This window comes from Phytohabitans rumicis, from assembly GCF_011764445.1.
In the GTDB taxonomy this organism is placed as follows: Bacteria; Actinomycetota; Actinomycetes; order Mycobacteriales; family Micromonosporaceae; genus Phytohabitans; species Phytohabitans rumicis.
In genome coordinates this window covers 8,060,036-8,084,004 of record NZ_BLPG01000001.1, presented here as the reverse complement: position 1 = coordinate 8,084,004, position 23,969 = coordinate 8,060,036, and the positions used below count along the sequence as shown (strand labels likewise).

Sequence of the window (23,969 nt, the reverse complement as noted above, 5' to 3'; positions counted from 1 at the left end):
GCACAGCATGAGTGCGCAGCCGTTGCTGCAGGTCTCCGGGCTGCGCGTGGACTTCGGGCGGACCCGCGCCGTCCGCGACGTCGACCTGGAGATCCTCGAGGGCGAGACGCTCGGCCTGGTCGGCGAGTCCGGGTGCGGCAAGTCCACGCTCGGCCGCGCCCTGGTACGCGTGACCGAGCCGACCGGCGGGACGATCCACTACCGCGGCCTGGACATCACCCGGCTGTCCGGCACGGTGTTCCGGCGCACCCGGGCCGAGCTCCAGATGGTCTTCCAGGACCCGTTCGGGTCGCTGAACCCGCGGCGGCGCGTCGCGGACATCATCGCCGAGCCGCTGCGGCGCGCCCGCGGCATGTCGCGAGCGGCGGCCCGGCCGGTCGTCGACGACCTGTTGGACCAGGTGGGGCTGGGCCGGGAGGCGGGCGAGCGGCGGCCGCACGAGTTCTCCGGCGGGCAGCGCCAGCGCGTCGGCATCGCGCGCGCCCTGGCGCCGTCACCGCGGTTCGTCGTGGCCGACGAGCCGGTCTCCGCGCTGGACGTGTCGATCCAGGCCCAGGTGGTCAACCTGCTCGCCGACCTGATCCGCGACCGCGGGCTGACCATGCTGTTCATCTCGCACGACCTAGGCGTGGTACGGCACATCGCGGACCGGATCGCGGTCATGTACCTGGGCCAGATCATCGAGATCGCCGACCGGGACGCGTTCTTCGCCGGGCCCGCGCACCCGTACAGCGAGGCCCTGCTGTCCAGTGTGCCCACCGTGAGCCGGGCGCCGGCGCGGGAACGGATCGAGCTCACCGGCGAGCCGCCCGACCCCGCCGACCCGCCCGCCGGGTGCGCCTTCCACCCCCGCTGCCGCTACGCGATCGACACCTGCCGCACCTCCCCTCCCCCGCTCCGCCCGTTGCCCGGCGGCCGTTCCGTCCGCTGCCATCTGCCGCTACTCGAAGAGGTGACCACGTGATCATCGATGCGTACAACACCACGCAGGACGTGCGGGGGCGCTCGGACTACCTGACCGGCGCGCGCCCCGGGCAGGCGCCGCCGCCGTATGCGCCGTTCGACCCGCGCCGGATCCTGGACCGGATGGACGCGGCCGGCGTGGACATGGCCATGGTCTGCTCGCTCGCCCAGCGGATCGAGAACGACTTCATCATCGACCTGGTCAAGTCGTACCCCGACCGGCTCTTCGGGTTCGGCCAGGTGATGCCGCAGGCCGACGACGCGCTCGACGAGATCGCCCGGATCGCGGCGGCCGGGCTGTCCGGGCTCAAGCTGCACCCCAGCCTGCACGGGTACCACGTGGCCGACCACGGCCTGCTCGACCCGGTGTTCGAGGCGTGCGCGGAGCACGGGCTGCCGGTGCTGATCAACGCGCTGGACGACGCGTTCTGCGCGCCCCTGGCCATCGAGGAGATCGCCAAGCACCACCCGGGAGTGCCGACGATCATCGCGCACATGGGCGCGGTCTGGAACGTCCCCGAGGCGATCATCGTGGCCGAGCGGAACCCGCACATCTACCTGGAGACGTCCGCCACGCTGCTCAGCGACGTGCGCCGCGCGTACGGCCGGCTGGGGCCGACGCAGATCCTGATGGGCAGCGAGTGGCCGGGGTCGGACTTCGACCTGGAGCGCATGAAGATCGCCAAGGCGATTCCCGTCGATTCGGACCGCGCGCTCGTCGAGGGCGGGAACATGGCCCGCATACTGGGGCTTTCATGATCGCGCCGGTGACGCCGCCCGCCACCATGTCCGCCGCCGACGCCGAACTGCTGACCCGAGCCCAGGAACTGCTGCGCCGGGTGTGGACCGCGGGCCGGCACGAGGTGGCCACCGCGCTGCGCACCGCCGACGGCGGCGTCCACGTCGGCGTACACGTGGAAGGCTCCTGCCGTCGCAGCTCGATCTGCGCGGAGGGCGTCGCGCTCGGCGCCGCCCTGTCATCGGGTACGCCGTTGCGGGTCGACAGCGTGGTATCGGTGCAGGTCAAGCCGGCCGACCGGTTTCGGGTCATCGCGCCGTGCGGGGTGTGCCGGGAACTGATCAGCGACTACAGCCCGGACGCCCGGATCTGGCTGACCAGCCCGGCGTCTGACGAAATCGTGGCGAGACGGGCGCTCGACCTGCTGCCCGAGAAGTCCCAGCGGATCTGGTGAGGTGGACATGTCCGAAGTAGACCTGGGCGGGACCGGCACCCCGGTGCGGTGGGCCGAGCTGACCTGGCCGGAGAGCGGAAGCGCCGCGGCGGCCCTCGACGCGGTCATCATTCCGGTCGGAGCGACCGAGCAGCACGGCCCGCACCTGCCGCTCAATGTGGACAGTCTGATCTGCGAGGCGGTCGCGCTGGAGGTGTCCGCGCTGACCGGGGTGCCGGTCGTACCGACGCTCACGTACGGCGTGTCCGCCTCACACGGCGACTTCGCCGGCACCGTGGCACTGCGCCCGGAGACGCTGATCGCCGTGGTGGAGGACGTCGTCGACTCCCTGCACGCCTCCGGCATCCGGCAGTTCGTGCTGCTCAACGGGCACATCTGGAACAACGGGTCGCTCGACGTGTCGGCCGAGAAGCTGCGGGTGCGGCACCGCGACAGCCGGGTGCGGGCGCTCGGCTACGTGACGATGTACCCCGGGCCGGAGGTCGACGGGCACGTCACGTACGGGCGCGCGCTCATGCACGCCAACTACTTCGAGACCTCGGTGATGCTGCACCTGCACCCCTCGCTGGTACGGATGGACCGGGCCACCTCGCACCGGGACGTCGACTCGTTCTGGGACTACCGGATGGACCAGGTCAGCTCCACCGGCGTGTGGGGACGCGACGTGTCCGAGGCCAACGCCGAGCACGGCAAGGCCGAGTTCGAGCGGTGCGTGCTGACCACCGCGCGCGCCGTCGCCGCAGCCGTACGCGAGCCGTGGCCGACGCCGACGCACCGTCCCTGAAGGGTTGTCCACTATGGAGATCTACGACATCACGCTCCCGATCCACCCCGGCATGCTGCACTGGGGCCGCAAGCCGGAGGTGGAGATCGTCGAGTCGCTGGCCAACGGCGACGCCTCCAACGTGACCCGCTGGCGGCTCGGCGCGCACACCGGCACCCATGTGGACGCCCCGGCACACTTCGTCGACGGCGCCACCCCGATCGACAAGGTGGACCTGCACACGCTGGTCGGGCCGGCGCTGGTGGTCGACCTGACCGGGGTGACCGGCGACGTGACCGTGTTGGATCTGGAGGCAGCCGGCGTAGCCGGGCACCGCCGGGTCCTGCTGAAGACCGCCAACTCCGCCGGGCCGCTCAAGCAGATCGAGCGCGCACCGTCGTGGGTCGGTCTGTCCCCCGAGGCCGCCGCCTGGCTGATCGCGCAGGGCGTCGTGCTGGTCGGCATCGACTACCTGACCATCGAGAGCCACACCCACACCGACACCTGGGACGCGCACCACGCCCTACTGGGCGCCGGCGTGCTCATCCTGGAAAACGCCGACCTGGATGGCGTGCCCCCCGGCGACTACGAGCTGGTCTGCCTCCCCGCCAAGCTGGTAGACGCCGACGCCTCCTTCGCCCGCGCCATCCTGATCCGCCGCGCCGACCGCGATGACCGCGCGGACCGCGCCGACCGCGATGATCAGGGAGTGGCTCGGGCGTTTCGTGGCGCGGCGGGAGAGCTGGTCCCTGATCACCGCCAGGGGTTGGCATGATCGCGCTCGCGGCGCCGCACTCCGGGGCCGTTGCGGCCGGGATGACGGTGGCCGCGGCGGGGGCAACGCGCTCGACGCGGCGCTCGCGGCCGCGGCGGCGCTGACCGTGACGTACCCCCATCAGTGCTCGGTCGGCGGCGACCTGGTGGCCATCGTGCGGCCCGCGGGCGGGACGCCCCGGGCGGTGCTGTCCATCGGCGCGGCGGCGGCCGGCACCGACGTGGCAGCGCTGCGGGCACGCGGCGACCGGATGCCCGCCGGCGGTCCGGACACGGTGACCGTGCCGGGCGTGGTGGCCGGCTGGGCCGCGATCGCCCGGCTCGGCGCCCGCCTGCCGCTGGCGGATCTGCTCGCGCCGGCCATCGCGCTGGCCCGGGACGGCGTACCGGCCAGCACCGGGCTGCGCCGCGCCATCGCCGCCCGGCGGGACGCGATCCGCGCCGACCCCGGCCTGCGGGCGGTGCTGCCGGCGGACGGCGAACCGCTGGTGCAGCCGGCGCTCGCGGACACCCTCACCGCGATCGCCGCCAACTGGCGCACCTTCTACAAGGGACACCTCGCACACCGGCTGGTGGCCGGGCTGCGCGCGCTCGGCAGCCCACTGTCCATCACGGACTTCGCCACGCACCGGGCGGAGGTCGTCGAGCCACTGTCGACCACAGTGGACGGTGTGCGCTGGTACGCCGCTCCCCCGCCCGCACAAGGGGCGACACTGCTCGGCATCCTCGGCTCCGCCGACCTCGTGACCGCCGCGCGGCAGGCTCAACTACGCCGGGACGCGCTGCTCGGCGATCCGCGTACCGGGCCGGTCGACGTGGACGCGCTCATGCTGCGGCGTACGGTCGCGGCCGCCGCGACGCCGGCCCTGGCGCGACCGATGGGCGACACCGCCGCGGTCACCGCGGTCGGCGACGACGGCACCGCGGTGACGCTCATCCAGAGCGTGTACCAGAGCTTCGGCGCCGGCATCCTCGACCCGGCCACCGGGATCGTGCTGCACAACCGCGGCTCCGCGTTCAGCCTGGACGAGACGCACCCGGGCGTGCTGCGTCCCGGCTCCCGGCCGCCGCACACGCTCTGCCCGGCGCTGGCCCTCGCCGGCGACGCCGTGGTGGCGCTCGGCTGCCAGGGCGGCCGGTCCCAGCCGTGGATCCTCGCCCAGGTCGCCGCCGACGTACTGGCGGCCGGCGACCTCCCGGCGCTGCTGTCCCGCCCGCGCTGGGTCATCGGCGCCCGCGACATCGGCCGCACCGACCCGACCCTGCTGCTCGAACCCGGCACGCCGGGCGGGTTCTCCGCGACGGCCGAGCGGCTCGGCCTCGACCTCGCCACCACCTCCGGGCCGCACGACGACGCGGGCCACGTCCAGGTGGCCCGGCTGCGCGGCGGCACGCTGGACGCCGCCAGCGACGTACGCGCCGACGGCCGCGCGGTGGTCCGATGACCGGGGTACGGCGGGTCGTCCCGCTCACCCTCGGCTGGGAGGAGCTGCCGAAGTCCGTCTCCGTACACGGTGCGCCGCGCACCGAACGCGTACGCGAACCGGTGCCTGGCGTACTGCTCGAAGTGGACGGTGGCTGGCTGCTGCTCGACACCGGCTTCAACGCGGCGCTCCTGCGCGACCCCGCGCTACGCCGGCGGTTCTACCCCAGCCCGAATTACCAGCCGGTGCTCCCCGGCCCCGGCGAGCCCCTCGAAGAGGCCCTGGCCGCCGCCGGCATCGACATCGCCCAGGTGTACGCCGTAGCCGTCAGCCACCTGCACGTCGACCACGCCGGCGGGCTCAAACACTTCGCCGGCCGGGTACCCGTGCACGCCCAGCGCGCCGAACTGGCGTACGGCCTGTCCAACCACCCGGAGCCCGAACGCAACGCGATGGCCCGCATCGACTACGACGACCCGCGCATCGACTGGCGCCTCGCCGACGGCGACGCCGAGATCGCACCCGGCGTGACGGCCGTGCTGACCGCGGGGCACACCCCCGGGCACCAGAGCTTCGTCGTCGACCTCGACAAGTCGGTGGGCGGCGGCGGGTTCGTCTTCGCGTTCGACGCCGCCGACCTGACCGAGAACATCGCCGAGGAGCGGGCCATCGGGTCGTACATCGGCGTGACCCCCGAGGAGACCGTCGCCCAGATCCGCCGCCTGAAGCAGATCGCCGCCCGCCGCGGCTACCCGGTGATCCCCGGCCACGACCCGGTCGCCTGGCCAACCCTGACGCGGGACCTCGCCACCCGCTTCCCTCCCCCACCCCCACCCAATCCTGACCCCGCCACGCGAGGGCGCGCGGCGCGCGGCGCGCCTCGCGCCTCGCGCCTCGCGCCGATCAAGGACTTCCTCGTCGATCAAGGGCGAACGGCCGTGGTTGGATCTCTTTTCCACGACCGTTCGCCCTTGATCGCGGGTGTTTCCCTTGATCGACGAGGCTGGCGCCGGATCGACGGGCCGGGCTGGACCCGGGCCTCCGGCGCGGGACCCCGGGCATGCCCGCGGGCGCCGTCGATCAAGGAATCGTGCGTCGATCAAGGGCGAACGGTCGTGGATCGGAGATCAAACCACGGCCGTTCGCCCTTGATCGACGGGGAGAGCCCGAGGAGAGCCCGAGGAGAGCCCTCGACGGGAGAGCCGGGCGCCGGGGCGCTGGCGGCGAGCGGAGAGGGGCGGGCGCTACTTGTAGAGGACGGCTTGGATCTCGGGGGAGTCGATGTTGGTCTTGTCGTACCAGAAGTAGCCGGTGTCGATGGTCTTCGGGAGCGAGGTGCCGTTGAGGGCGTCCACCGCGGCCTTGACCAGGGCGGCTCCCATGCCGACCGGGTTCTGGGTGATGGCGCCGGCCTCGGTGCCGTTCTTGATGGCGTCGATCTGGGCCTGGCCGGAGTCGAAGCCCACCACGACCACGCCCTTCTTGCCGCTCTCCTCGATGCCCTTGATCACGCCGATCGCCGAGCCCTCGTTGGCGCCGTAGATGCCCTTGACGTCGGGGTTGGCGCGCAGGATGGACTTGGTGATGTCGGCGGACTTGGCCTGGTCGCCGCCGCCGTACTGGACGGGCAGGACCTGGATGCCGGGCGCGTTGGCCTTCATCCAATCGGTGAAGCCGTCGCGCCGGTCCCGGCCGGTGACGCTGGTCTGGTCGTGTACGACGAGAGCGACCTTGCCTGATCCGCCGATCAGCTCGGACAGGTGCTTGGCGGCCTCGCCCGCGGCGGCCTTGTTGTCGGTCGCCGCGGTGGTCAGCGGTACGTCACTGTCCACACCGGAGTCGAAGGCGATCACCGGGATGTTGGCGGACTTGGCCTGCTCCATGAGCGGTGCGGCGGCCTTGCTGTCCAGAGCGGCGAACCCGATGGCGTCCGGCTTCTTGGCCAGGGCGTTGGTGAGCATCGTGGTCTGGGCCTCGATGTCGGCCTCGGTGGCCGGGCCCTCGAACGTGATGCGTACGCCCTGCTTGGCCGCCTCGTCCTCGGCGCCCTTCTTGACGGCCTGCCAGAACTGGTGCTGGAAGCCCTTGGAGACGATCGCGATGTACTTCTGATCACTGCCGGTGCCAGTGGACCCGTCGTCGCCACACCCGGCGGTGACGAGGGCGATGGCGGTCACGGCAACGGCGGCGAGAATTCGATTTCTTTTCATGGTTCGTGCTCCCTTGTGTCCGTGGGTGGTCACGTCAGGCTTCCTTCTTGCGCACCATGTCGGCGTAGACGGCCACGAGGATGACCAGGCCGAGGATGACGTTCTGCCACTCCTGCGGGATGGACATGATCTGCAGGCCGTTGTTGAGGACCGAGATGATGAGGGCGCCGATCACGGTGCCGATGATCGAGCCCTTGCCACCGGCCAGCGACGTACCGCCGATGACGACGGCGGCGATGGCCTGGAGTTCGTAGCCCATGCCGGTGGCGGGTTGGGCGGAGCCGAGACGGGCCGAGATCATCACGCCGGCCAGGCCGGTGAAGAGCCCGGCGAGGGTGTAGATGACGACCTTCCATCGACGTACGTCGATGCCGGACAGCGCGGTGGCGGCCTCGTTGCTGCCGATGGAGTACGTGTAGCGGCCGAGGAGCGTCTTGCTCAGCACGAAGCCGGCGATCACCGCGGCGGCGAGCAGCACGAGTACGGCGTTCGGGATGTTGAGCGCCGGGATCAGCTCGCCGGTCGAGATCTTGATGTAGCCGGGGTGGTCGCTGAAGTAGATCGGCGCGCTCTTGGAGATCACCAGGGCGAGCCCCTGCGCGACGAGCATCATCGCGAGGGTGGCGATGAACGGCGGGATCTTGAGGACGGCGACGTTGAAGCCGTTGATCAGACCGATCAGGCCACCGAAGAGGATGGCGAGCGGCACGCCGATGACGACCGGCAGGCCGGCGTTCACGATGAACACGCCGGACATGACCGCGCACAGCGCCATGCCCGTACCGATGGACAGGTCGATGCCGCCGGTGATGATGACGAACGTCGTGCCCAGCGCGAGCGTCCCGATCACGACGGTGCTGAACAGGATGTTGATGACATTCGAGTACGTCGGGAAGGCCGAGTTCGCGAACGAGAAGAACGTGAAGATCACGATGAGGCTCGCGAAGGCCAGCAGTTGCTGGAGGCGGTTCATGACGGCGGCCAGCCAGGCGGACCTGTCGGCGCCCGTCGCGCGGGTGAGCTGGAACGCCATCGTCATACCGCCTTCGGGCCAGAAGTGAGGTCGAGGAGGCCGAGTTCGGCCGCGTCCTCCGGGTTCTCGTTGGGGCGCAGGGTGGCGAGGTGCATGACGCTCTCCTGGTCGGCCTCCTCGGCGGAGAGGATGCCGCTGACGCGTCCCTCGGTCATGACCACCACCCGGTGCGACATCCGGAGCACCTCGGGCAGCTCCGAACTGATCATGATGATCGCCTTGCCCTGCGCGGCGAGGCTGTTGAGGAGCTCGTAGATCTCCTCCTTGGCGCCGACGTCGATGCCCCGGGTCGGTTCGTCGAAGATGAGGATGTCGCAGTCCTTGACCAGCCACTTGGCGATGACGACCTTCTGCTGGTTGCCACCGGAGAGAAACTTCGTCGTCTGGCGTACCGATGGGGTCTTGATGGTAAGGCGGCGTACCACATCTGCGGCGGCGCGGCGGGCCGCGAGCCTGTCGACCAGGCCCCAGCGGCTGAACTTCTCGCGCAGCGAGGACAGCGTGATGTTGTCGCTCACGTCGTGTTCGAGCAGCAGGCCCAGCTGCTTGCGGTCTTCGGACAGGTAGCCGATGCGATGCCGGGCGGCCTCGGCCGGGTTGTGGATCCGCACCTGCCGGCCGTGCACGTGGATGGTCCCGGCGGTCGTCTTGTCCGCGCCGACGATCGCGCGGGCGACCTCCGTACGCCCCGCGCCCATGAGCCCGGCGAAGCCGAGGATCTCCCCCTTGCCGAGCGTGAACGTGACGTCCCGCAGCAGTTCCTTTGTGGACAGGCCGCGCACGTCGAGGACGACCTCGCGCTCGTCCCGCACGTCGACGGGGCGCGCGTCGCTGGTGAGGGTGCGGCCCACCATGAGCGTGATGACCTCGCGCGTGGTGGTCTCGGCGGTGTCGAGCGTGCCGATGTACCGGCCGTCCCGGATGACCGTGATGCGGTCGCTGATCGCCTTCAGCTCGTCCATCCGGTGGGAGATGTAGATGACGGCGGTGTCCGCGTGCACGAACCGGCGGATCAGGCCGTGCAGGGTCTGCACCTCGGCGTCGTTCAACGCCGCCGTGGGCTCGTCCATGATGAGCACCCGCGCGTCGTACGACAGGGCCTTGGCGATCTCGACCATCTGCTGGTTGGCGACGGTCAGATCGGCGACGGTGGCCCGGATGTCGAGCGGCAGCCCCAGCCGGGCAACGAGTTCGGCCGCGCGGCGGTTGAGCTCGCGGTCAGACAGGATCAGGCCGCGCCGGGGCTCGCGTCCGATGAAGATGTTCTGCGCGACGGTCAGGTGCGGCATCAGGTTGAACTCCTGATGGATGATGCTGATGCCGGATTCCAGTGCGTGCTTGGGGCTCTGCGGCGTGAACGGCTCGCCGTGCAGCCGGAACGCGCCCTCGTCCGGCACGTAGCTGCCGGACAGCAGCTTCATCAGCGTCGACTTGCCGGCGCCGTTCTCCCCCACCACGGCCAGCACCTCGCCGTAGCGCAGGTTGATGTGCATGTCGTCGAGGGCCTGCACGCCGGGGAACGCCTTGCGCACGCCTTCGACCTCGAGCAGATACTCGCTCACGCCACCAGCCCTTCCGCGCGCAGCCGCTCCCACATCCCTTGCGGCACGTCCAAGGCAAGGTCCGCGGCATTCTGCCGGACCTGGTCCGGGTTGTTGGCGCCCACGACCACCGCGCGCACCACAGGCTCCAGCAACGGGTACGCCAGGGCAGCGGCACGCAGCGGCACGCCGAACGATTCGCACACTTCCGCGATCCGCCGTGCCCGGGCCACGACCGCGCCCGGCGCCGGCCGGTAGTCGAATGTGGACGACGCGGTCAGCGGCTCGGCGAGCAGGCCACCGTTGAACACGGCCGCGGCCACGATGCCCACGCCGTTCGCGCGGCACGCGTCAAGGAGCTCGGCGGCGCCGGACTGGTCCGCGAGGGTGTACCGGCCGGCCACCATGAGCAGGTCGGCCACCCCGGACCGGGCCGCCGCGACGAGCGCCTCGGTCCCCATCGAGCCGATCCCGATCGCCGTGGCGAGGCCCTCCTCCCGGAGTTGGACGAGGGCCGGCAGCCCGTCGGCCAGGCCGCGGTCCAGGTCCCAGCGCTCCGGGTCGTGCAGGTACAGCACGTCGACGCGGTCCAGCCCGAGCCGGCCCAGCGACTCCTCCAGGCTGCGCCGCACGCCGGCCGCCGAGAAGTCCCAGACCCGCCGGTACGCCGCCGGCACCACAAAGTCCTCGTCGTCGAGGGCGCCGGCGCCGGCCGGGTTCGGCTCCAGGAGCCGGCCGACCTTTGTGGACACGGCGTACTCGTCGCGCGGCTTGCCGGCCAGGAACTGCCCCAGCCGCCACTCCGAGAGCCCCAGGCCGTAGTGCGGCGCGGTGTCGAAGTGCCGGATCCCGGCGTCCCAGGCCGCATCGAGGATCTCGGCGGCCTCGCCGTCGGTCAGCGGCACGCGGTGGTTGCCGATGCTGGCCGTGCCGCATCCCAACCGGGTCAGTCGTAGCTCACGCATTGCCGGTGAACCTATACCGATCGATGGACACCGCCAGCATCTCCGCGCCGGCCCCCGGTGCGACCGGGGTCACGTAGTGCCCGTCCCGGATCGTCACGGGGGTGACGAAGTGCTCGTGGAGGTGGTCCACATACTCGATCATGCGGTCGTTCGTCGTACCCGTGACGGCCACATAGTCGAACATCGACAGGTGCTGGACCAGCTCGCACAGGCCGACGCCGCCGGCGTGCGGGCAGACCCGCACGCCGAACTTGGCGGCCAGCAGGAGCATCGCGAGGTTCTCGTTGATCCCGGACACCCGGGTGGCGTCGATCTGCAGCACGCCGAGCGCCCGCGCCTGCAGGAACTGCTTGGCCATCACCCGGTTGGCCATGTGCTCGCCGGTCGCCACCGGGATCGGCGCGATGGCGCGCGCGATGGCCGCGTGCGCCAGGACGTCGTCCGGGCTGGTCGGCTCCTCGACCCAGGCCACGTCGAACGGGGCCAGCGCCGCGATCCAGTCGATCGCCTCGGCCACGTCCCAGCGCTGGTTGGCGTCCACGGCGATCCGCACGTCCGGTCCGACCGCCTCGCGGGCGATCCGCAGCCGGCGTACGTCGTCGTCGCGGTCGCCGCCCACCTTGAGCTTGATCTGGGCGAAGCCGCTCCCGACCGCCTCCCGGCAGAGCCGGGCGAGCTTGTCGTCGTCGTACCCGAGCCAGCCCGGCGTGGTGGTGTACGCCGGATAGCCGGTGCGGATCAGCTCGGTCTCGCGGTCGGCCCGGCCGGCCCGCGCCTCCTCCAGGATCTTCAGCGCCTCGTCCCGGGTGAGCGCGTCGGACAGGTACCGGAAGTCGACCAGGTCCACGATCTCGGCCGGCGACATCCGGGCGAGCAGTTGCCACAGCGGCAGGCCCGCGCGCTTGGCCTTGAGGTCCCACAGGGCGTTGACCACGGCACCGACCGCCATGTGCATCACACCCTTTTCCGGCCCGAGCCAGCGCAGCTGCGAGTCGTGCACCAGCTCCCGCCAGAAGCCGCCGAGGTCGGCCAGCAGCGCCTCGGTGTCCCGCGCGACGACGTACGGCGCCAGGCTGCGGATCGCGGCGACCTGTACGTCGTTGCCGCGGCCGATGGTGAACACGAAGCCGTGCCCGGCCAGCCCGTCGCCGGCGTCGGTACGCAGGCGCACGTACGCGGCCGAGTAATCCGGATCGGGGTTCATCGCGTCCGAGCCATCCAATGACAGGGACGTGGGGAACCGGACGTCGTCGGTCTCCAACGAGACGATGGTGCTCACGTGCCGGACGCTAGAGATCCGATGTCTATCGTGTCAAGGTGCCGTACCAGCTTTGTTACGCGAACGTTGACACCGAAACGACCCGATGTCTGAACGAGGGCTGACCCTTTGTTAGGACATTTTCTGATCACCGGGTACGCTCCAGCCCCACTGCCCTCGGCTGCCACGTTCTCACGGAGAAGACATGACAGAGCGCACCAAACTGAATCGCCGGCGGTTCCTCGGTTACGCGGCTGGCGCCGGGGCGGGTGTCATCGCCGGCCCCGTCGCCCTGTCGTGGCTGTCGAGCGCGCACGCGGCCGCACCACTGTCCTTTGTGGATGACTACCTGACCAACACGACCGCCAACCTCTCCCCGAGACCAACGCGGCGATCCGCATCCTCACCGGGATGCAGCGGCTCTGGAAGACCGGGCCGACGTGGGACTCCGGCATCCCGCTCCAGTTGGACGTGCTGCGCGCCAACATCCGGTACTGCGCCACCGTCACCGCCGCGCGCACCGACGAGGAGGCGAAGCGGTCGTTCATCATCGACCGGCGGCACCAGAGCTACTCGGCCATCGACGGCCTCGGCCCGCTGGCGGCCGCGTACCGGGCCGGCGCCAAGGCGGTCACCGGCATCACGTCCGCGCCCGACGGCACCCCGCCCGCCCGGATCAGCGACGCCCTGCCGGCCGACGCGCCGGCCGGTTCGGCCCTCGGCGCCGGCTCCCAGACGTCCGCGCTCGGCGCCGTGGTCCGGCTCGTCGACACGCTGCGCGGCCCGCACGCCTCCAGCAACCCCAGCAAGCTCTACTACCAGTACCCCCGGCCGTGGCGGATGACCGCCGACAACCAGGTGATCGCCACCGGCGCCACCGACGCGCTGGGCTTTCCGGTGTACGACTCGGAGGTGGCCGTCGCCCCGCAGCTGCTGCGCCAGCGCGGCACCGACCCGGCCGACGACGGCGGCTTCGTCAGCGGCCACACCAACGCGCTCTACCTGGCCGCGCTGGCGTTCGCGTACGCGGTCCCGGAGCGCTTCCAGGAGCTGCTCGCCTGTGCCGCGGACTACAGCCACACCCGCATCGTCGCGGGCATGCACTCGCCGCTCGACGTCATCGGCGGCCGCACCCTCGCCACCGCGCTCGCGGCCGCGGCCCTGCACGACCCGCAGTACGCCGGCCTCAAGGCGACCGCCCGGCAGCAGATCCTCGACTACTTCCCCGGCGACCTCCTCGCCCAGGCACACTCGTCCACTGTGGACACAGACCCGTACGCCGACCGCGCCGCGAATGCCGCCCAGTACACGCCCCGCCTGACGTACATCCTGCCCCGGTGCGGCGGCGGCACCGCGATGGCCGTCCCCACCGGCGCCGAGGTGCTGCTGGAGACGCGGCTGCCGTACCTGGACGCGGCGCAGCGGAGCGAGGTGCTCCGCACGACCGCGCTGCCGTCGGGCTACGTCCTGCTGGACGGCCCCGAGCAGTGGGGCCGCCTCGACCTGTTCGCCGCCGCCGACGGCTACGGCGCGTTCGACCGGGACGTGGACGTCACCCTGGACGCCGCGCGCGGCGGCTTCCACGCGGCCGACGCGTGGCGCAACGCCATCGACGGCCGCGGCGGCCTGGTCAAGCGCGGCACCGGCACGCTGACCCTGACCGGCCAGAACCGCTACCGCGGCGACACCAGGCTCGTCGCCGGCGGCCTGATCGCCGGCTCACCCACCGCGTTCGGCCAGGGCGACCTCGACGTGTACGCCGGCGCGACGCTCGGCGTGACCGTGCGCCGGCCCGGCCACCCCGGCCTGCTGGTCGGCGGCACCCTCACGGTGAACCTCGGCAGCACGCTCGACCTCCACCTGGACGGCGACCTGCGCGCCGGCGCGGTGCTCCGGGTCATCGACGCGCAGCGGCTGCGCGGCCGGTTCGCCGCCATCACGGTACGCGCCGAAGGGCTGCGGGCCGTGCCGATCTATAACGGGAACGGCCTGTCCGTCCGGCTGGTCACCGCCTAGCGCGACCCGGATAACATCGACGCATGCGAATCAACCAACTGTGGCGGTACCCGGTGAAGTCGATCGGCGGCGAGCAGCTGGGTGCCGCCACGGTTGGCACCATGGGAATCGAGGGTGACCGCCGCATCGCCGTACACGATGAGCGGGACGAGCTCACCTGGGCCGGCGCCATCCCGGGGCTCATGCGGGTGCGGGCCGAAACGGCCGGCGTCGGCGTGGCGGAGCTGATCCTGCCGAACGGCGAGCGGTTCCGGTCCGACGCGCCGGACGCCGGCAGCCGGCTCAGCACCGCCGTGCAGGCCAAGGTCTCGCTCGTCGGGCGCCAGCCGGACTGGGCCGACGGCGCACTGCACGTGCTGACGACCACCGCGCTGGACACCCTCGCCGCGGCGCTGCCGGACAGCGCGGTGGACGTCAGCCGGTTCCGGCCCAACCTGGTGCTGTCCGGGGTGCCCGACGAGTCCGGCACCGGGTACCCGGAGCACGACTGGATCGGTCGCCGGCTGGCCGTCGGCACGATGCGGTTGCGCTTCACCCAGGGCTGCGAGCGGTGCGTCATGATCACGAAGGAGACGCCGACCGTCCCGCACGACCGCGCCACGCTGCGCTGGGTCGCGCGCGAGCTCGGCAACATCATGGGGATGTATGCCGCCGTCGAGGTGCCCGGCGAGATCCGCGTCGGCGACGAGGCGCGCTTGATCTAGCTTTTGAGGGGGACTCTAGCTTTTAGGGGGATTTGCCGGGACACTCTTTCGCACGGACCAAACGTGAAGGAGTTTCTCGTATGGCGTACCCCCGCGCCCTCCGACCCCTGATCGTCGCAGGCAGCGCCCTCGCGATCGTCCTCGTCACCGCCGGCGTCGCCCTCGCCGCGCCACCCGCCAAGCTGCCCGGCAACGCCGAGGCGGCGGAGCAGAAGTGGCAGCCGGCCTACGACTACGACACCGACGGCTGCTACCCCACCCCCGCCATCGGCCCCACCGGCACGCTCAACGGCGGCCTCAAGCCCACCGGCGCGCTCAACGGCCAGTGCCGCGACCAGTCCGACCTGGACAACACCAACGGGTACGCCCGCTACAAGTGCAACAACGGCTGGTGCGCGTACGCGTACGCCCTCTACTTCGAGAAGGACCAGCTCGTCGCCAACATCGAGAGCGGCCACCGGCACGACTGGGAGCACGTCGTGGTGTGGGTCCAGAACGACCAGGCCCAGTACGTGTCCACCTCCGCCCACGGCGCCTTCACCGTGCACGCCAGCAGCGCGGTCCGCTGGGAGGGCACGCACCCCAAGATCGTGTACCACAAGGACGGCGCCGGGTCGCACGCCTTCCGCCTCGGCAACGCCAACGACGAGCCGGCCGAGAACCACTACCACGTGTGGCAGTACCCGACCCTGGTCGGCTGGAACGGCTACCCCGCCGGCATCCGCGACATCCTCAGCGCCGCCGACTTCGGCTCCGCCCTCTTCGACCTCAAAGACACCCGCTACAACGCCATGCTCGCCCGCGCCCAACCGTCCGGCATCCCCTTCAACCCCGCCGCCTGACCCCCGCCGCGGCGGGCGCCGATCAAGGGCTTGTGCGTCGATCAAGGGCGAATGGTCGTGCTTTGATCTCCAAACCACGGCCGTTTGCCCTTGATCGACGGCGGAGTCCTTGATCGGCGCACGGCGGGCAAGGTCGGCGGGGCGGGCGGCGGGACGAGGGGTTAGGTCACGCGGTAGAGGGCGGAGCCGTGGGCGGGGAGGGTCACGGCGGAGGGCGCGTTCTCGCCGGTCCAGAGGTCTACGGCGTGGGTGCCCGCGGGGAGCGGGAGGTCCAGGTCCAGGGGGTGGTCGCCCACCGCGAAGACGGCGAGGTACCGGGCCTCACGGTCGGTGGCCTCGGCGGTCCAGATCACCAGGTCGCCGTCGCGCCGCTCCTGGCGGTTGCCGCGGCTGTGCTTGAGGACGGCGAGCACGTCGGCGTTGGTCAGTAGGTCGATGGTGCGCGGGTCGCTGGTGGGCAGGTCGCCGCCGAACATCAGCGGCGAGCGGGACACGCACCACAGCGTCATGAGCGTGCGCTGCTCGTCCCAGGTCAGCCGCGAGGCCCGGTCGGTGCCGCGCTCGGCACGGATGCCGATGCGCCCGAGCGGGAGCATGTCGGCGTCGGCCCAGCCGTCGGGTCCGCTCAGCGGCGCCCACCGGGCCATCCGCTCGAACTGGGCGTACACGTCCTCCCAGCGGTCCCACAGGTCGTCGGAGACCCGCCACAGGTGGGCGTACTCGCGCAGGTGGTCGATCCGCTCGACGGCGAGGCCGGTGCCCGGGGAGAGGCTGAGCGCCATGGGCCGGCCCGTGGCGCGCAGCGCCCGGGACAGCGCGGCGATCTCCGCCTCGTGGTACGGCACGAGCATGTCGTCGGCCTTGACGTAGTCCACGCCCCACTCGGCGAACATCCCGGCCAGCGATTCGTAGTACGCCCGGGCGCCGGGATGGGTGTGGTCGAGCCCGTAGTTGTCCGGGTTCCAGGGGCAGGTGGAGGCGCGGTCCGCCACGTCGCCGGCCCGATAGGCGGTGCCGAGGACCGGCAGGTTCGCGGCGACCGCGCGGCGGGGAATGCCCCGCATGATGTGCAGCCCGAAGCGCAGGCCGAGGTCGTGCACGCGGGCGGCGAGCGGGGCGAAGCCGCGGCCGCCGGCGGCGGAGGGAAAGCGGTTGGGCGCCGGCTGCGGCCGCCCGTACGCGTCGAGCACCAGCGGGGCGTCGGCGTTGTACCCGCCGGCGCGGGCGGTCGGCTCGTACCACTGGATGTCCACCACCACGGTGTCCCAGCCGTACGGGGCGAGCCGCTCGGCCATGAACTCCGCGTTGGCGACGACCTCGTCCTCGGTGACCGTGGTGCCGTAGCAGTCCCAGCTGTTCCAGCCCATGGGTGGGATGCGCGTCATAGCGTCAAGGATCTTGACACAGTCGTCGCGGCGAAAACAAACTCGACCGTGCATCCGTTCGCACTCAAGGACGTGGCCCTGGGCCCCGGCATCTTCGCCCGCAAGCGCGACCTGATGCTGGACCACGCCCGCGGGTACGACCCGGACCGGCTGCTGCAGGTCTTCCGGGCCAACGCCGGCCTGTCCACCCGCGGCGCGGTCGCCCCCGGCGGCTGGGAAGGGCTCGACGGGGAGGCGAACGGCAACCTGCGCGGCCACTACACCGGGCACTTCCTCACCATGCTGGCCCAGGCGTACGGCGGCACCGGCGAGGCGGGCTTCGCCGACAAGCTCGGCTACGCGGTCGGCGCCCTGGTCGAGGTGCGGGAGGCCCTGCGGAGCGCCCCGGCGGTGCTCAGCGTGCCCGGCCGGTTCGGCGCGGCCGCGGAGAACGTCCGCGGCTCCCACCAGTACGTGGAGCTGCCGCCGACCGCGCTGGACGCCTCGGCCGCGATCACCCTCGCCGCGTGGGTGCGGCCGGCCCACGACGCGAACTGGGCGCGGGTCTTCGACTTCGGCGACGGCACCACCCGGTACCTGTACCTGGCGGCCCGCAACGCGTACGGCGTACCGCGGTTCGCGGTCAGTGCCAGCGGCCCGGTGGGCGAGCAGGGCATCGACGGCACCGCGGCGCTGCCGTTGCACCGGTGGAGCCACCTCGCCGTGACCATCGCGGGCGGCACCGCCACCCTGTACGTCGACGGGGTCGCGGCCGGCGTGAACACCGCGGTGACGCTCAGCCCGGCGGTGCTCGGCGTGCTGGCCAACAACTGGCTGGGCCGGTCCAACTTCGCCGCCGACCCGGTCTTCGCCGGCGCGTTCGACGAGGTCAACGTCTGGTCGCGGGCGCTGGGCGCGGACGAGATCGCCGACCTGCAGACCACCCACGCGGCCGGCTCCGCGGCGGGCGCCGGCGACCTCGCGTCGTACGGCTTCGAGGAGACCGCCGGCGGAGCCTTCGCCGACGCGTCGGGCCGGGCGCAGCACGCCACGCTGCGCCGTACCTGGGGCGGGCCGAGCCACCCGGGCTTCCTGGCGGCGTACCCGGAGACGCAGTTCATCGACCTGGAGTCGCGGACGGAGGGCGACTACACGGTGGTGTGGGCGCCGTACTACACCGCCCACAAGATCCTGCGCGGGCTGCTCGACGCGTACCTCCACACCGGTGACGCGCGGGCGCTCGACCTCGCCGAGGGCATGTGCGACTGGATGTACGCGCGGCTGTCGAGGCTGCCGGCGAGCACCCGGCAGCGGATGTGGAACATCTTCTCCAGCGGCGAGTTCGGCGGCATCGTCGAGGCGATCTGCGACCTGTACGCCGTCACCGGCAAGGCCGAGCACCTCGCGCTGGCCCGCCTGTTCGACCTGGACAGCCTGACCGACGCGTGCGCGGCCGGCACCGACATCCTCGACGGCCTGCACGCCAACCAGCATTTGCCGATCCTGGTCGGGCTGGTCCGGCTGTACGAGGAGACCAGCGAGGACCGCTACCTGGCCGCCGCGAAGAACCTCTGGGACATGGTCGTGCCGACCCGGATGTACAGCATCGGCGGCACGAGCACGCTGGAGTTCTGGCGCGCGGCGGGCGCGATCGCCGGCACGCTCAGCGACACGAACGCGGAGACCTGCTGCGCGTACAACATGCTGAAGCTGAGCCGGATGCTCTTCCAGCACGACCGGGACCCGAAGTACGTCGACTACTACGAGCGGACGCTGTACAACCAGATCCTCGGCTCCAAACAGGACCGTCCGGACGCGGAGCGGCCGCTCGTCACATACTTCGTCGGGCTGCTGCCGGGCCACGTGCGCAACTACACCCCGAAGCAGGGCACCACGTGCTGCGAGGGCACCGGGCTGGAGAGCGCCACGAAGTACCAGGACTCGGTGTACTTCCGCACGGCCGACGGCACGGGCCTGTACGTCAACCTCTACAGTCCGTCCACACTGGACTGGGCGGGCAAGGGCGTCACCGTCACCCAGACCACCGGCTTCCCGGTCGAGCAGGGCAGCACGCTCACCATCACCGGACAGTCCACATTCGACCTGCACCTGCGGGTGCCGGCGTGGGCGGGCGACGGCTTCGCGGTCACGGTCAACGGCGAGGCTCTGCCCGGCCCGTTCACCCCCGGCACGTACGCCACCGTCTCGCGGGCCTGGCGTACCGGCGACACCGTCCGCGTCACCATGCCGTTCCGGCTGCGGGTGGAGCGGGCCCTGGACAACCCGGCGCTCCAGGCGCTCTTCTACGGGCCGGTCAACCTGGTCGCCCGCGACCCGCGCACGACATACCTGCCGTTCGGCCTCTACCGCAATGCGGGCCTGTCCGGCGACCTGGCTGGCGCGCTCACCCCGGTCGAGGGCCAGCCGCTGCACTACACCCTGGACGGCGTCGCGATCGCACCCTTCTTCGAGGGCACCGAGGATCCGACGCACGTGTACTTCGAGCGGGTCGAGCCGCGGATCGCGTTCGGCGGCGTCGACGCGGGCGTGGCCAACCCGGCGAAGGACGACGGCACCACGCTGCTCGACGAGGTGTGGGCGGCCGCCCCGTTCCACAGCCGGGACGACCTGGTCGACCACGTCGCGCGTACCGCCGAGGCGTGGGTGGCGACCGGCCGGCTCGGCGCCGCGGACGGCGATCGGGTCGTGGCCGCCGCCCGCGACGCCACCTACCTGCCCTGAGCCGGCCGGCTACTCGGCGCGATACTGGTCGTGCTGGGCGGCGTGCTCGAGGTCTGGTAGGTCTAGCCTAGACGGACTCAGCCGAGCACGAGGGCCGGCGGCGGTCCGGCCGACCCCTCCACGTGGCTGATCGCGTACCGGTCGCCGGCGGGCCACAGCTCGTACGGTCCGTACACCGAGTCCTCCGGGGCATCGATCCGGGTGTCGCCCAGGGCGCGGCCGTCGGCGGCCGAGAAGGCGCGGATTCTCGCGTCGGTGGTGGCCACGACGAAGCGTTCGCCGTCGGCGGTCGCGGTCGCGACCGGCGCCCCGAGCTCGACCTGCCACAGCCGGCGCCCGTCCGCGAGGGAGAACGCGGCCAGCCGGTCCTCGCCCGTGCCACCGGCCAGCATGACCGGCGCGATGAGCGTGTCGCCGAAGACGGCGAACGCACGCGGTGGCCGGGCGATAAACGAGTCCGACCACCCGAACGGCGCGGGAAGCTGGTGGGGCGCCACGTCGAGGTCGTCCTGCGACAGCGGTACGGTCGCGCGCCGCCGCCCCTGCCCATCGAACGAGATGACCGCGTCGCGCGTACGGCTGCCGTCGTCAGAGGTGCGGACGACCAGTGGCGTGGTCGACAGCACGATGGTGGTTTTCTTGTTCTCCACCACGGCTACGAGATGGTCGTCGTCGTGCAGTCGAAGGTCGGTGCCGAAGCGGACCCGGCCGGATGCCGGATCCACCATGGACAGCCGGGCGGACTTGTCCTCGCACGCCGACAGCAGCGCCACGTCGGTGCCGGAGGCGGTCACCGAGTACGCCGTGCACGACTCGCCCCGCACCGCGGTGCGCCATTTCTCCTTGTTGTCGCGCAGGCCGACGGCGACGAAGCCGGCCGGCTCCTTGACGATGGCTGTGCCAGCCGCGATCCCGACCTCGTCGCTGACCGCGCCCTGCGCGGCGGAGCCGCCCTCGTACACCTTGCGGGACCGCTGCCACAGCAGCTGGCCGGTGCCGAGGTCGAGCGCGGCGATGGTCGTGCACTTCACGCCGCTGTCGTCCGGGCCGAAGCCGATCAGACCGATGCCGTCCTCGGTCTCCCGGCTCATCGTGCACAGCTCGTTGCGGCCGGGCACCGGGAAGGTCCACCGCACCCGCCCGTCCGCGAGGTCGTACGCGGTGACCTGGTCGGTGCGGGCCCGGATGAGTGCCGAACCCGTCACCCAGTTGCCGACGGCCTGGATGCCCGTCGGGCGGTCCAGGGGCGCCGCCCACGCGACCTTGACATCGGTCCGGGCGGCCGGGGTACCGGGTGCCGGCGCCGGGTCGCCGGAGCGCCAGGCGACCACGCCCAGCGTCCCGGCGACCAGCGCGCCGGCCACGGCCAGCACGCCGAGCAACCGGCCCGGAGCCGACCGCCGCGCCGCCTTGTCCGGCCGCTCGGGGGCGCCGGCCGGGGCGACGACGTCGACCAGCAGCGGCCGGAGCTGGGCCGCCTCCTGCGCCGCGTACGCGTCGCGCACCCGCTCGTCGTACTCATCGAGGTCCAGGCGGCCCTCGTGCAGGGCGCGTTCGAGCGCCCGCGCGGTCTGCTTGCGCTCGGCATCGGTGAGCAGGTGCTTGGCCAGTGTCGACTTGGCCCGCCCGACGATCCACTCGGGGGTCGCGCCCTTGGCCGGCTCGGTCAGCCCGTCGAGCAGCGCCCGCAGGTCGGCGTTGCGCCCGGCCACCTTGGCGGCGCTGGTCCGCCGTTCGTGGTCGGCCGCCCCGATCTGGCCGTCGGCGTACGCGGCGTCCAGCCGCCGGATCACCTCCGCGCGCGGGTCCTGGCCGGCGGACTCGTCCAGCGCGGCCGACGCCCGGTCCAGGTCGCCGTACCGCTTCGCCGCCGCGACGGCGTCCCGGAGCTCGGCGTGGTCGTCCGCCCCGATCCGGTCGTCGGCCAGCGCCCGGGCCAGCCGGGCGGTCAGGCGTTCGCGGTCCGTCGCCGTGACGAACAGCCGCTCGCGGACCGTGCCCGGCGGGCCGGGTACGCCGTCGAGCTGCTTCCTCAGCGACTCGTACGTGACCGCCGCGGCGATCTTCGCCAGCCGCCGCTCGTGCTCCTCGGCGGTCAGCACGCCCGCGGCGAGCCCGTCCCCGAGCCAGGTCGTGGCCCGCTGGCGATCGGTGGCCCGGATGCGCAGGTGGTCGGTCCACTCCCACACGCCGGGGCGGTCCGGCAGGTCGGCCACCAGTTTCGCCAGCTCCCCGGGGCGCTTGGCGGCCTGCGCGGCGCGTACCCGGGTGTCGTGCTCACGCGGGTCCAGCCGGCCCTCGTCCAGGGCGGCGTCGAGCAACTCCACTGTGCTCCGCCGGTCGGCGTGTGTCGCCCGCAGGCTCACCGCCCGGACTGCGCCCCGATCGTCTCCCACGGGCGAAGATCATATTCGATCGATGCCGGCGGTTCGGTGCCGCGCCCCCGGTACGCCGGGCGGACCAGATCGCCGCGTTGAACGCCGTCCACGCCGCCCCGAGCAGGAGCGCGGCGACCGTCTCGCTGGTGCGGCTCCAGCCGATGAAGACCCACCCGCCGCCGCAGACCACGACGTACCCGATGGCGGCTGTCCAGGCCGCGACCCGCAGCGGACGCGGCGCGCGCCGGGTCAACAGCCAGGTCAGCAGCCCGACGGCGGCGGCCAGCAGCGCCGTCTCACCGGCGGCGAGGCCGGCGAGCGCGCCAGCGGCGTCGGCCGGCGGGAGTTGGCCGTCGAACTCGGCCACCGGCGGCAGCACGATCGACTCGGGCGCGCGCCACCCGTCCGGCGCGAGGCCGCGGGCGGTCGACACCGGCGGGATCAGCGCCTCCAGGACGGCCGCGAGGAGGACCACTGGCAGCACCGGTCCCAGTGCGGCGAGGATGCCGACCGCGTCGTCGCGGCGCAGCCGGTGCCCGCCGCGCCACCAGACCCAGCACCAGCGCGCGATCGACACCACGGCGGCAGCCCCGATCACTCCCTCCGGCGCGACGCTGGTCGCGGCGGAGAGCGCGAACAGGTAGGTGTCCGACGCCCATTCGGAGCGGGCCCAGGCGGCGACCGACGCGTCCACCGCGTCCAGCCCGCTGAACCGCACGATCACCGGCGTCGCGACGACGAGCAGGGCGGCCAACGCGGACAGCAGCGCCACGCTGAGCGCGACGTCGAACGCCGGGCCCAGGAGCGGGTACCGGCGTTCGAGGCGCCCGCGCCACGACCACGCCGGCGCGTCACGGCCGGCCACGGCCCGGACCAGCGGGAGGCGGCCGAGCAGCGCGCCGGACGCCCGGATCGGGTCGGGGTGCCGGCCGATCCACCGGCCGGCGAGCACGAGTACGACGATCATGCCGACCAGGACCGCGAGGGCGCCGCTGGCGTGTCCGAGCCGGCTGGCGACCCGGTCGTACGAGGCGCCCAGGCCGTAGCTCGCGCCCACCAACCACACCGCCCACAGCACCGCCGCCGGCGTGTGCCAGGCCGCGAACCGGCGGTACGGCACGCCGTTCATCCCGGCGAGGCGCGGGACGAGGGTGCGCGCGACCACGACCCACTGGCCGAGGAAGAGGGCGCGGCCGCCGTACCGGGTGAAGAGCCGGTCGGCGCGTTCCCAGCGTCGGGGCCCGATCCAGCGGCCGAAACGGGTGGTGCGGGCGCGCGACCCCAGCCGCCGGCCCGACCGGTACGCCAGCGTGCCGCCGAGCCAGGCCGCTCCGACCGCAACGCCGAGCGACGGCGCGATGTCGACCGTTCCCGCGTTGGCGAGCAGGCCGAGCGCGATGAGCGCGGTCGCGGCCGGCAGCACGAGGCCGGCGGTGACCGCGACCTCGCCGGCGACGAGCGCGCCCACGACGGCGTACACGAGCACCGGCGGCAGCCCACCGAGTAGATCGTTAAGCCACTGCACAAGATCAATACCCTAGAGACGCCCCGGGAGCCCGACCATCGGTGATCACCCTGACGCGTCCCCCGGTTCCCACCCCTCCCGTTCCCCGTCGATCAAGGACTTCCCCGTCGGTCGGTGCTTCCTCGATCAACCCCATGCACGTCGATCAAGGACTTCGCCGTCGATCAAGGGCAAATGGTCGTGGATCGGAGATCAAACCACGGCCGTATGCCCTTGATCGACGCGGAAGTCCTTGATCGGCGCGGCAGAGGCGGCCGCGGACGGAGGCGGCGCG

At 72.2% G+C, this 23,969-nt stretch carries 18 protein-coding genes and 1 pseudogene; 11 read left to right on the top strand and 8 right to left on the bottom strand.

The window, feature by feature from the left end:
• Positions 1-7 precede the first annotated feature (7 nt).
• The 7 genes and pseudogenes from Prum_RS36610 to Prum_RS55405 form a co-directional block, all read left to right on the top strand.
• Positions 8-964, top strand: coding sequence for an ABC transporter ATP-binding protein (locus tag Prum_RS36610; protein ID WP_173081085.1), 957 nt, complete (start codon positions 8-10; stop codon positions 962-964).
• Positions 961-1,722 (top strand): amidohydrolase family protein, encoded by a 762-nt coding sequence (locus Prum_RS36605; RefSeq protein ID WP_173081077.1) that lies wholly within the window; start codon positions 961-963, stop codon positions 1,720-1,722. Before Prum_RS36610 ends, Prum_RS36605 begins: the two co-directional genes overlap by 4 nt.
• Positions 1,719-2,156 carry a cytidine/deoxycytidylate deaminase family protein gene (locus Prum_RS36600; protein ID WP_173081075.1) on the top strand — a complete coding sequence of 146 codons (438 nt, stop codon included), beginning with the start codon at positions 1,719-1,721 and terminating at the stop codon, positions 2,154-2,156. Before Prum_RS36605 ends, Prum_RS36600 begins: the two co-directional genes overlap by 4 nt.
• 7 nt (positions 2,157-2,163) lie before the next feature.
• Positions 2,164-2,940 carry a creatininase family protein gene (locus Prum_RS36595; RefSeq protein WP_173081073.1) on the top strand — a complete coding sequence of 259 codons (777 nt, stop codon included), beginning with the start codon at positions 2,164-2,166 and terminating at the stop codon, positions 2,938-2,940.
• Between the two features lie 13 nt (positions 2,941-2,953).
• A complete protein-coding gene (locus Prum_RS36590; RefSeq protein WP_173081071.1) occupies positions 2,954-3,694 on the top strand; it encodes a cyclase family protein in 741 nt (246 codons plus the stop codon).
• Positions 3,591-5,138: a gamma-glutamyltransferase gene (locus Prum_RS36585; protein ID WP_246278334.1), complete on the top strand. Its 1,548-nt coding sequence runs from the start codon at positions 3,591-3,593 to the stop codon at positions 5,136-5,138. The genes Prum_RS36590 and Prum_RS36585 overlap by 104 nt, the downstream gene beginning before the upstream one ends.
• A pseudogene (locus Prum_RS55405) lies at positions 5,135-5,644 on the top strand (MBL fold metallo-hydrolase); the annotation flags it as partial. The gene Prum_RS36585 and the pseudogene Prum_RS55405, both read left to right, overlap by 4 nt.
• A 717-nt stretch (positions 5,645-6,361) precedes the next feature.
• On the opposite strand, the gene Prum_RS36575 reads toward Prum_RS55405, so the two are convergent.
• Genes Prum_RS36575 through Prum_RS36555 form a run of 5 tightly spaced genes read right to left on the bottom strand, consistent with a single transcriptional unit; the run spans position 6,362 to position 12,145 of the window.
• Positions 6,362-7,327: an ABC transporter substrate-binding protein gene (locus tag Prum_RS36575; protein WP_173081069.1), complete on the bottom strand. Its 966-nt coding sequence runs from the start codon at positions 7,325-7,327 to the stop codon at positions 6,362-6,364.
• Between the two features lie 34 nt (positions 7,328-7,361).
• Positions 7,362-8,366, bottom strand: a complete 1,005-nt coding sequence (locus Prum_RS36570) for an ABC transporter permease (protein WP_218577531.1) — start codon at positions 8,364-8,366, stop codon at positions 7,362-7,364.
• Positions 8,363-9,922: a sugar ABC transporter ATP-binding protein gene (locus Prum_RS36565; protein WP_246278333.1), complete on the bottom strand. Its 1,560-nt coding sequence runs from the start codon at positions 9,920-9,922 to the stop codon at positions 8,363-8,365. Before Prum_RS36565 ends, Prum_RS36570 begins: the two co-directional genes overlap by 4 nt.
• Positions 9,919-10,866: an aldo/keto reductase gene (locus tag Prum_RS36560; RefSeq protein WP_173081067.1), complete on the bottom strand. Its 948-nt coding sequence runs from the start codon at positions 10,864-10,866 to the stop codon at positions 9,919-9,921. The genes Prum_RS36565 and Prum_RS36560 overlap by 4 nt, the downstream gene beginning before the upstream one ends.
• Positions 10,859-12,145: an enolase C-terminal domain-like protein gene (locus Prum_RS36555; protein ID WP_173081065.1), complete on the bottom strand. Its 1,287-nt coding sequence runs from the start codon at positions 12,143-12,145 to the stop codon at positions 10,859-10,861. Before Prum_RS36555 ends, Prum_RS36560 begins: the two co-directional genes overlap by 8 nt.
• Positions 12,146-12,535: 390 nt before the next feature.
• On the opposite strand from Prum_RS36555, the gene Prum_RS36550 reads away from it, so the two are divergent.
• From Prum_RS36550 to Prum_RS36540, 3 genes are all read left to right on the top strand, one after another.
• The gene (locus Prum_RS36550) at positions 12,536-14,140 is read left to right on the top strand and encodes a phosphatase PAP2 family protein (protein WP_218577530.1); all 1,605 of its coding nucleotides are present in this window, start codon (positions 12,536-12,538) and stop codon (positions 14,138-14,140) included.
• A gap of 23 nt (positions 14,141-14,163) precedes the next feature.
• A complete protein-coding gene (locus tag Prum_RS36545; protein ID WP_173081063.1) occupies positions 14,164-14,844 on the top strand; it encodes an MOSC domain-containing protein in 681 nt (226 codons plus the stop codon).
• Positions 14,845-14,924: 80 nt separating this feature from the next.
• Positions 14,925-15,686, top strand: coding sequence for an NPP1 family protein (locus Prum_RS36540; protein WP_173081061.1), 762 nt, complete (start codon positions 14,925-14,927; stop codon positions 15,684-15,686).
• Between the two features lie 161 nt (positions 15,687-15,847).
• On the opposite strand, the gene Prum_RS36535 is transcribed toward Prum_RS36540, so the two are convergent.
• Positions 15,848-17,071 (bottom strand): glycoside hydrolase family 27 protein, encoded by a 1,224-nt coding sequence (locus Prum_RS36535; protein ID WP_246278332.1) that lies wholly within the window; start codon positions 17,069-17,071, stop codon positions 15,848-15,850.
• Positions 17,072-17,119: 48 nt separating this feature from the next.
• On the opposite strand from Prum_RS36535, the gene Prum_RS36530 reads away from it, so the two are divergent.
• Positions 17,120-19,792, top strand: a complete 2,673-nt coding sequence (locus Prum_RS36530) for a beta-L-arabinofuranosidase domain-containing protein (RefSeq protein WP_246278331.1) — start codon at positions 17,120-17,122, stop codon at positions 19,790-19,792.
• Between the two features lie 77 nt (positions 19,793-19,869).
• On the opposite strand, the gene Prum_RS36525 is transcribed toward Prum_RS36530, so the two are convergent.
• Positions 19,870-22,188, bottom strand: a complete 2,319-nt coding sequence (locus tag Prum_RS36525; RefSeq protein ID WP_173081059.1) for a DUF1707 domain-containing protein — start codon at positions 22,186-22,188, stop codon at positions 19,870-19,872.
• Positions 22,070-23,695, bottom strand: coding sequence for a DedA family protein (locus Prum_RS54070; protein WP_173081057.1), 1,626 nt, complete (start codon positions 23,693-23,695; stop codon positions 22,070-22,072). Before Prum_RS54070 ends, Prum_RS36525 begins: the two co-directional genes overlap by 119 nt.
• Between the last annotated feature and the right edge of the window lie 274 nt (positions 23,696-23,969).

Excerpts from the sequence above, each read along its gene's own strand:
- Prum_RS36610 (WP_173081085.1), top strand. The coding sequence starts at position 8 with ATGAGTGCGCAGCCGTTGCTGCAGGTCTCCGGGCTGCGCGTGGACTTC.
- Prum_RS36600 (WP_173081075.1), top strand. The coding sequence starts at position 1,719 with ATGATCGCGCCGGTGACGCCGCCCGCCACCATGTCCGCCGCCGACGCC.
- Prum_RS36595 (WP_173081073.1), top strand. The coding sequence starts at position 2,164 with ATGTCCGAAGTAGACCTGGGCGGGACCGGCACCCCGGTGCGGTGGGCC.
- Prum_RS36590 (WP_173081071.1), top strand. The coding sequence starts at position 2,954 with ATGGAGATCTACGACATCACGCTCCCGATCCACCCCGGCATGCTGCAC.
- Prum_RS36585 (WP_246278334.1), top strand. The coding sequence starts at position 3,591 with ATGACCGCGCGGACCGCGCCGACCGCGATGATCAGGGAGTGGCTCGGG.
- Prum_RS36575 (WP_173081069.1), bottom strand. The coding sequence starts at position 7,327 with ATGAAAAGAAATCGAATTCTCGCCGCCGTTGCCGTGACCGCCATCGCC.
- Prum_RS36570 (WP_218577531.1), bottom strand. The coding sequence starts at position 8,366 with ATGACGATGGCGTTCCAGCTCACCCGCGCGACGGGCGCCGACAGGTCC.
- Prum_RS36560 (WP_173081067.1), bottom strand. The coding sequence starts at position 10,866 with ATGCGTGAGCTACGACTGACCCGGTTGGGATGCGGCACGGCCAGCATC.
- Prum_RS36550 (WP_218577530.1), top strand. The coding sequence starts at position 12,536 with ATGCAGCGGCTCTGGAAGACCGGGCCGACGTGGGACTCCGGCATCCCG.
- Prum_RS36545 (WP_173081063.1), top strand. The coding sequence starts at position 14,164 with ATGCGAATCAACCAACTGTGGCGGTACCCGGTGAAGTCGATCGGCGGC.
- Prum_RS36540 (WP_173081061.1), top strand. The coding sequence starts at position 14,925 with ATGGCGTACCCCCGCGCCCTCCGACCCCTGATCGTCGCAGGCAGCGCC.
- Prum_RS36535 (WP_246278332.1), bottom strand. The coding sequence starts at position 17,071 with ATGACGCGCATCCCACCCATGGGCTGGAACAGCTGGGACTGCTACGGC.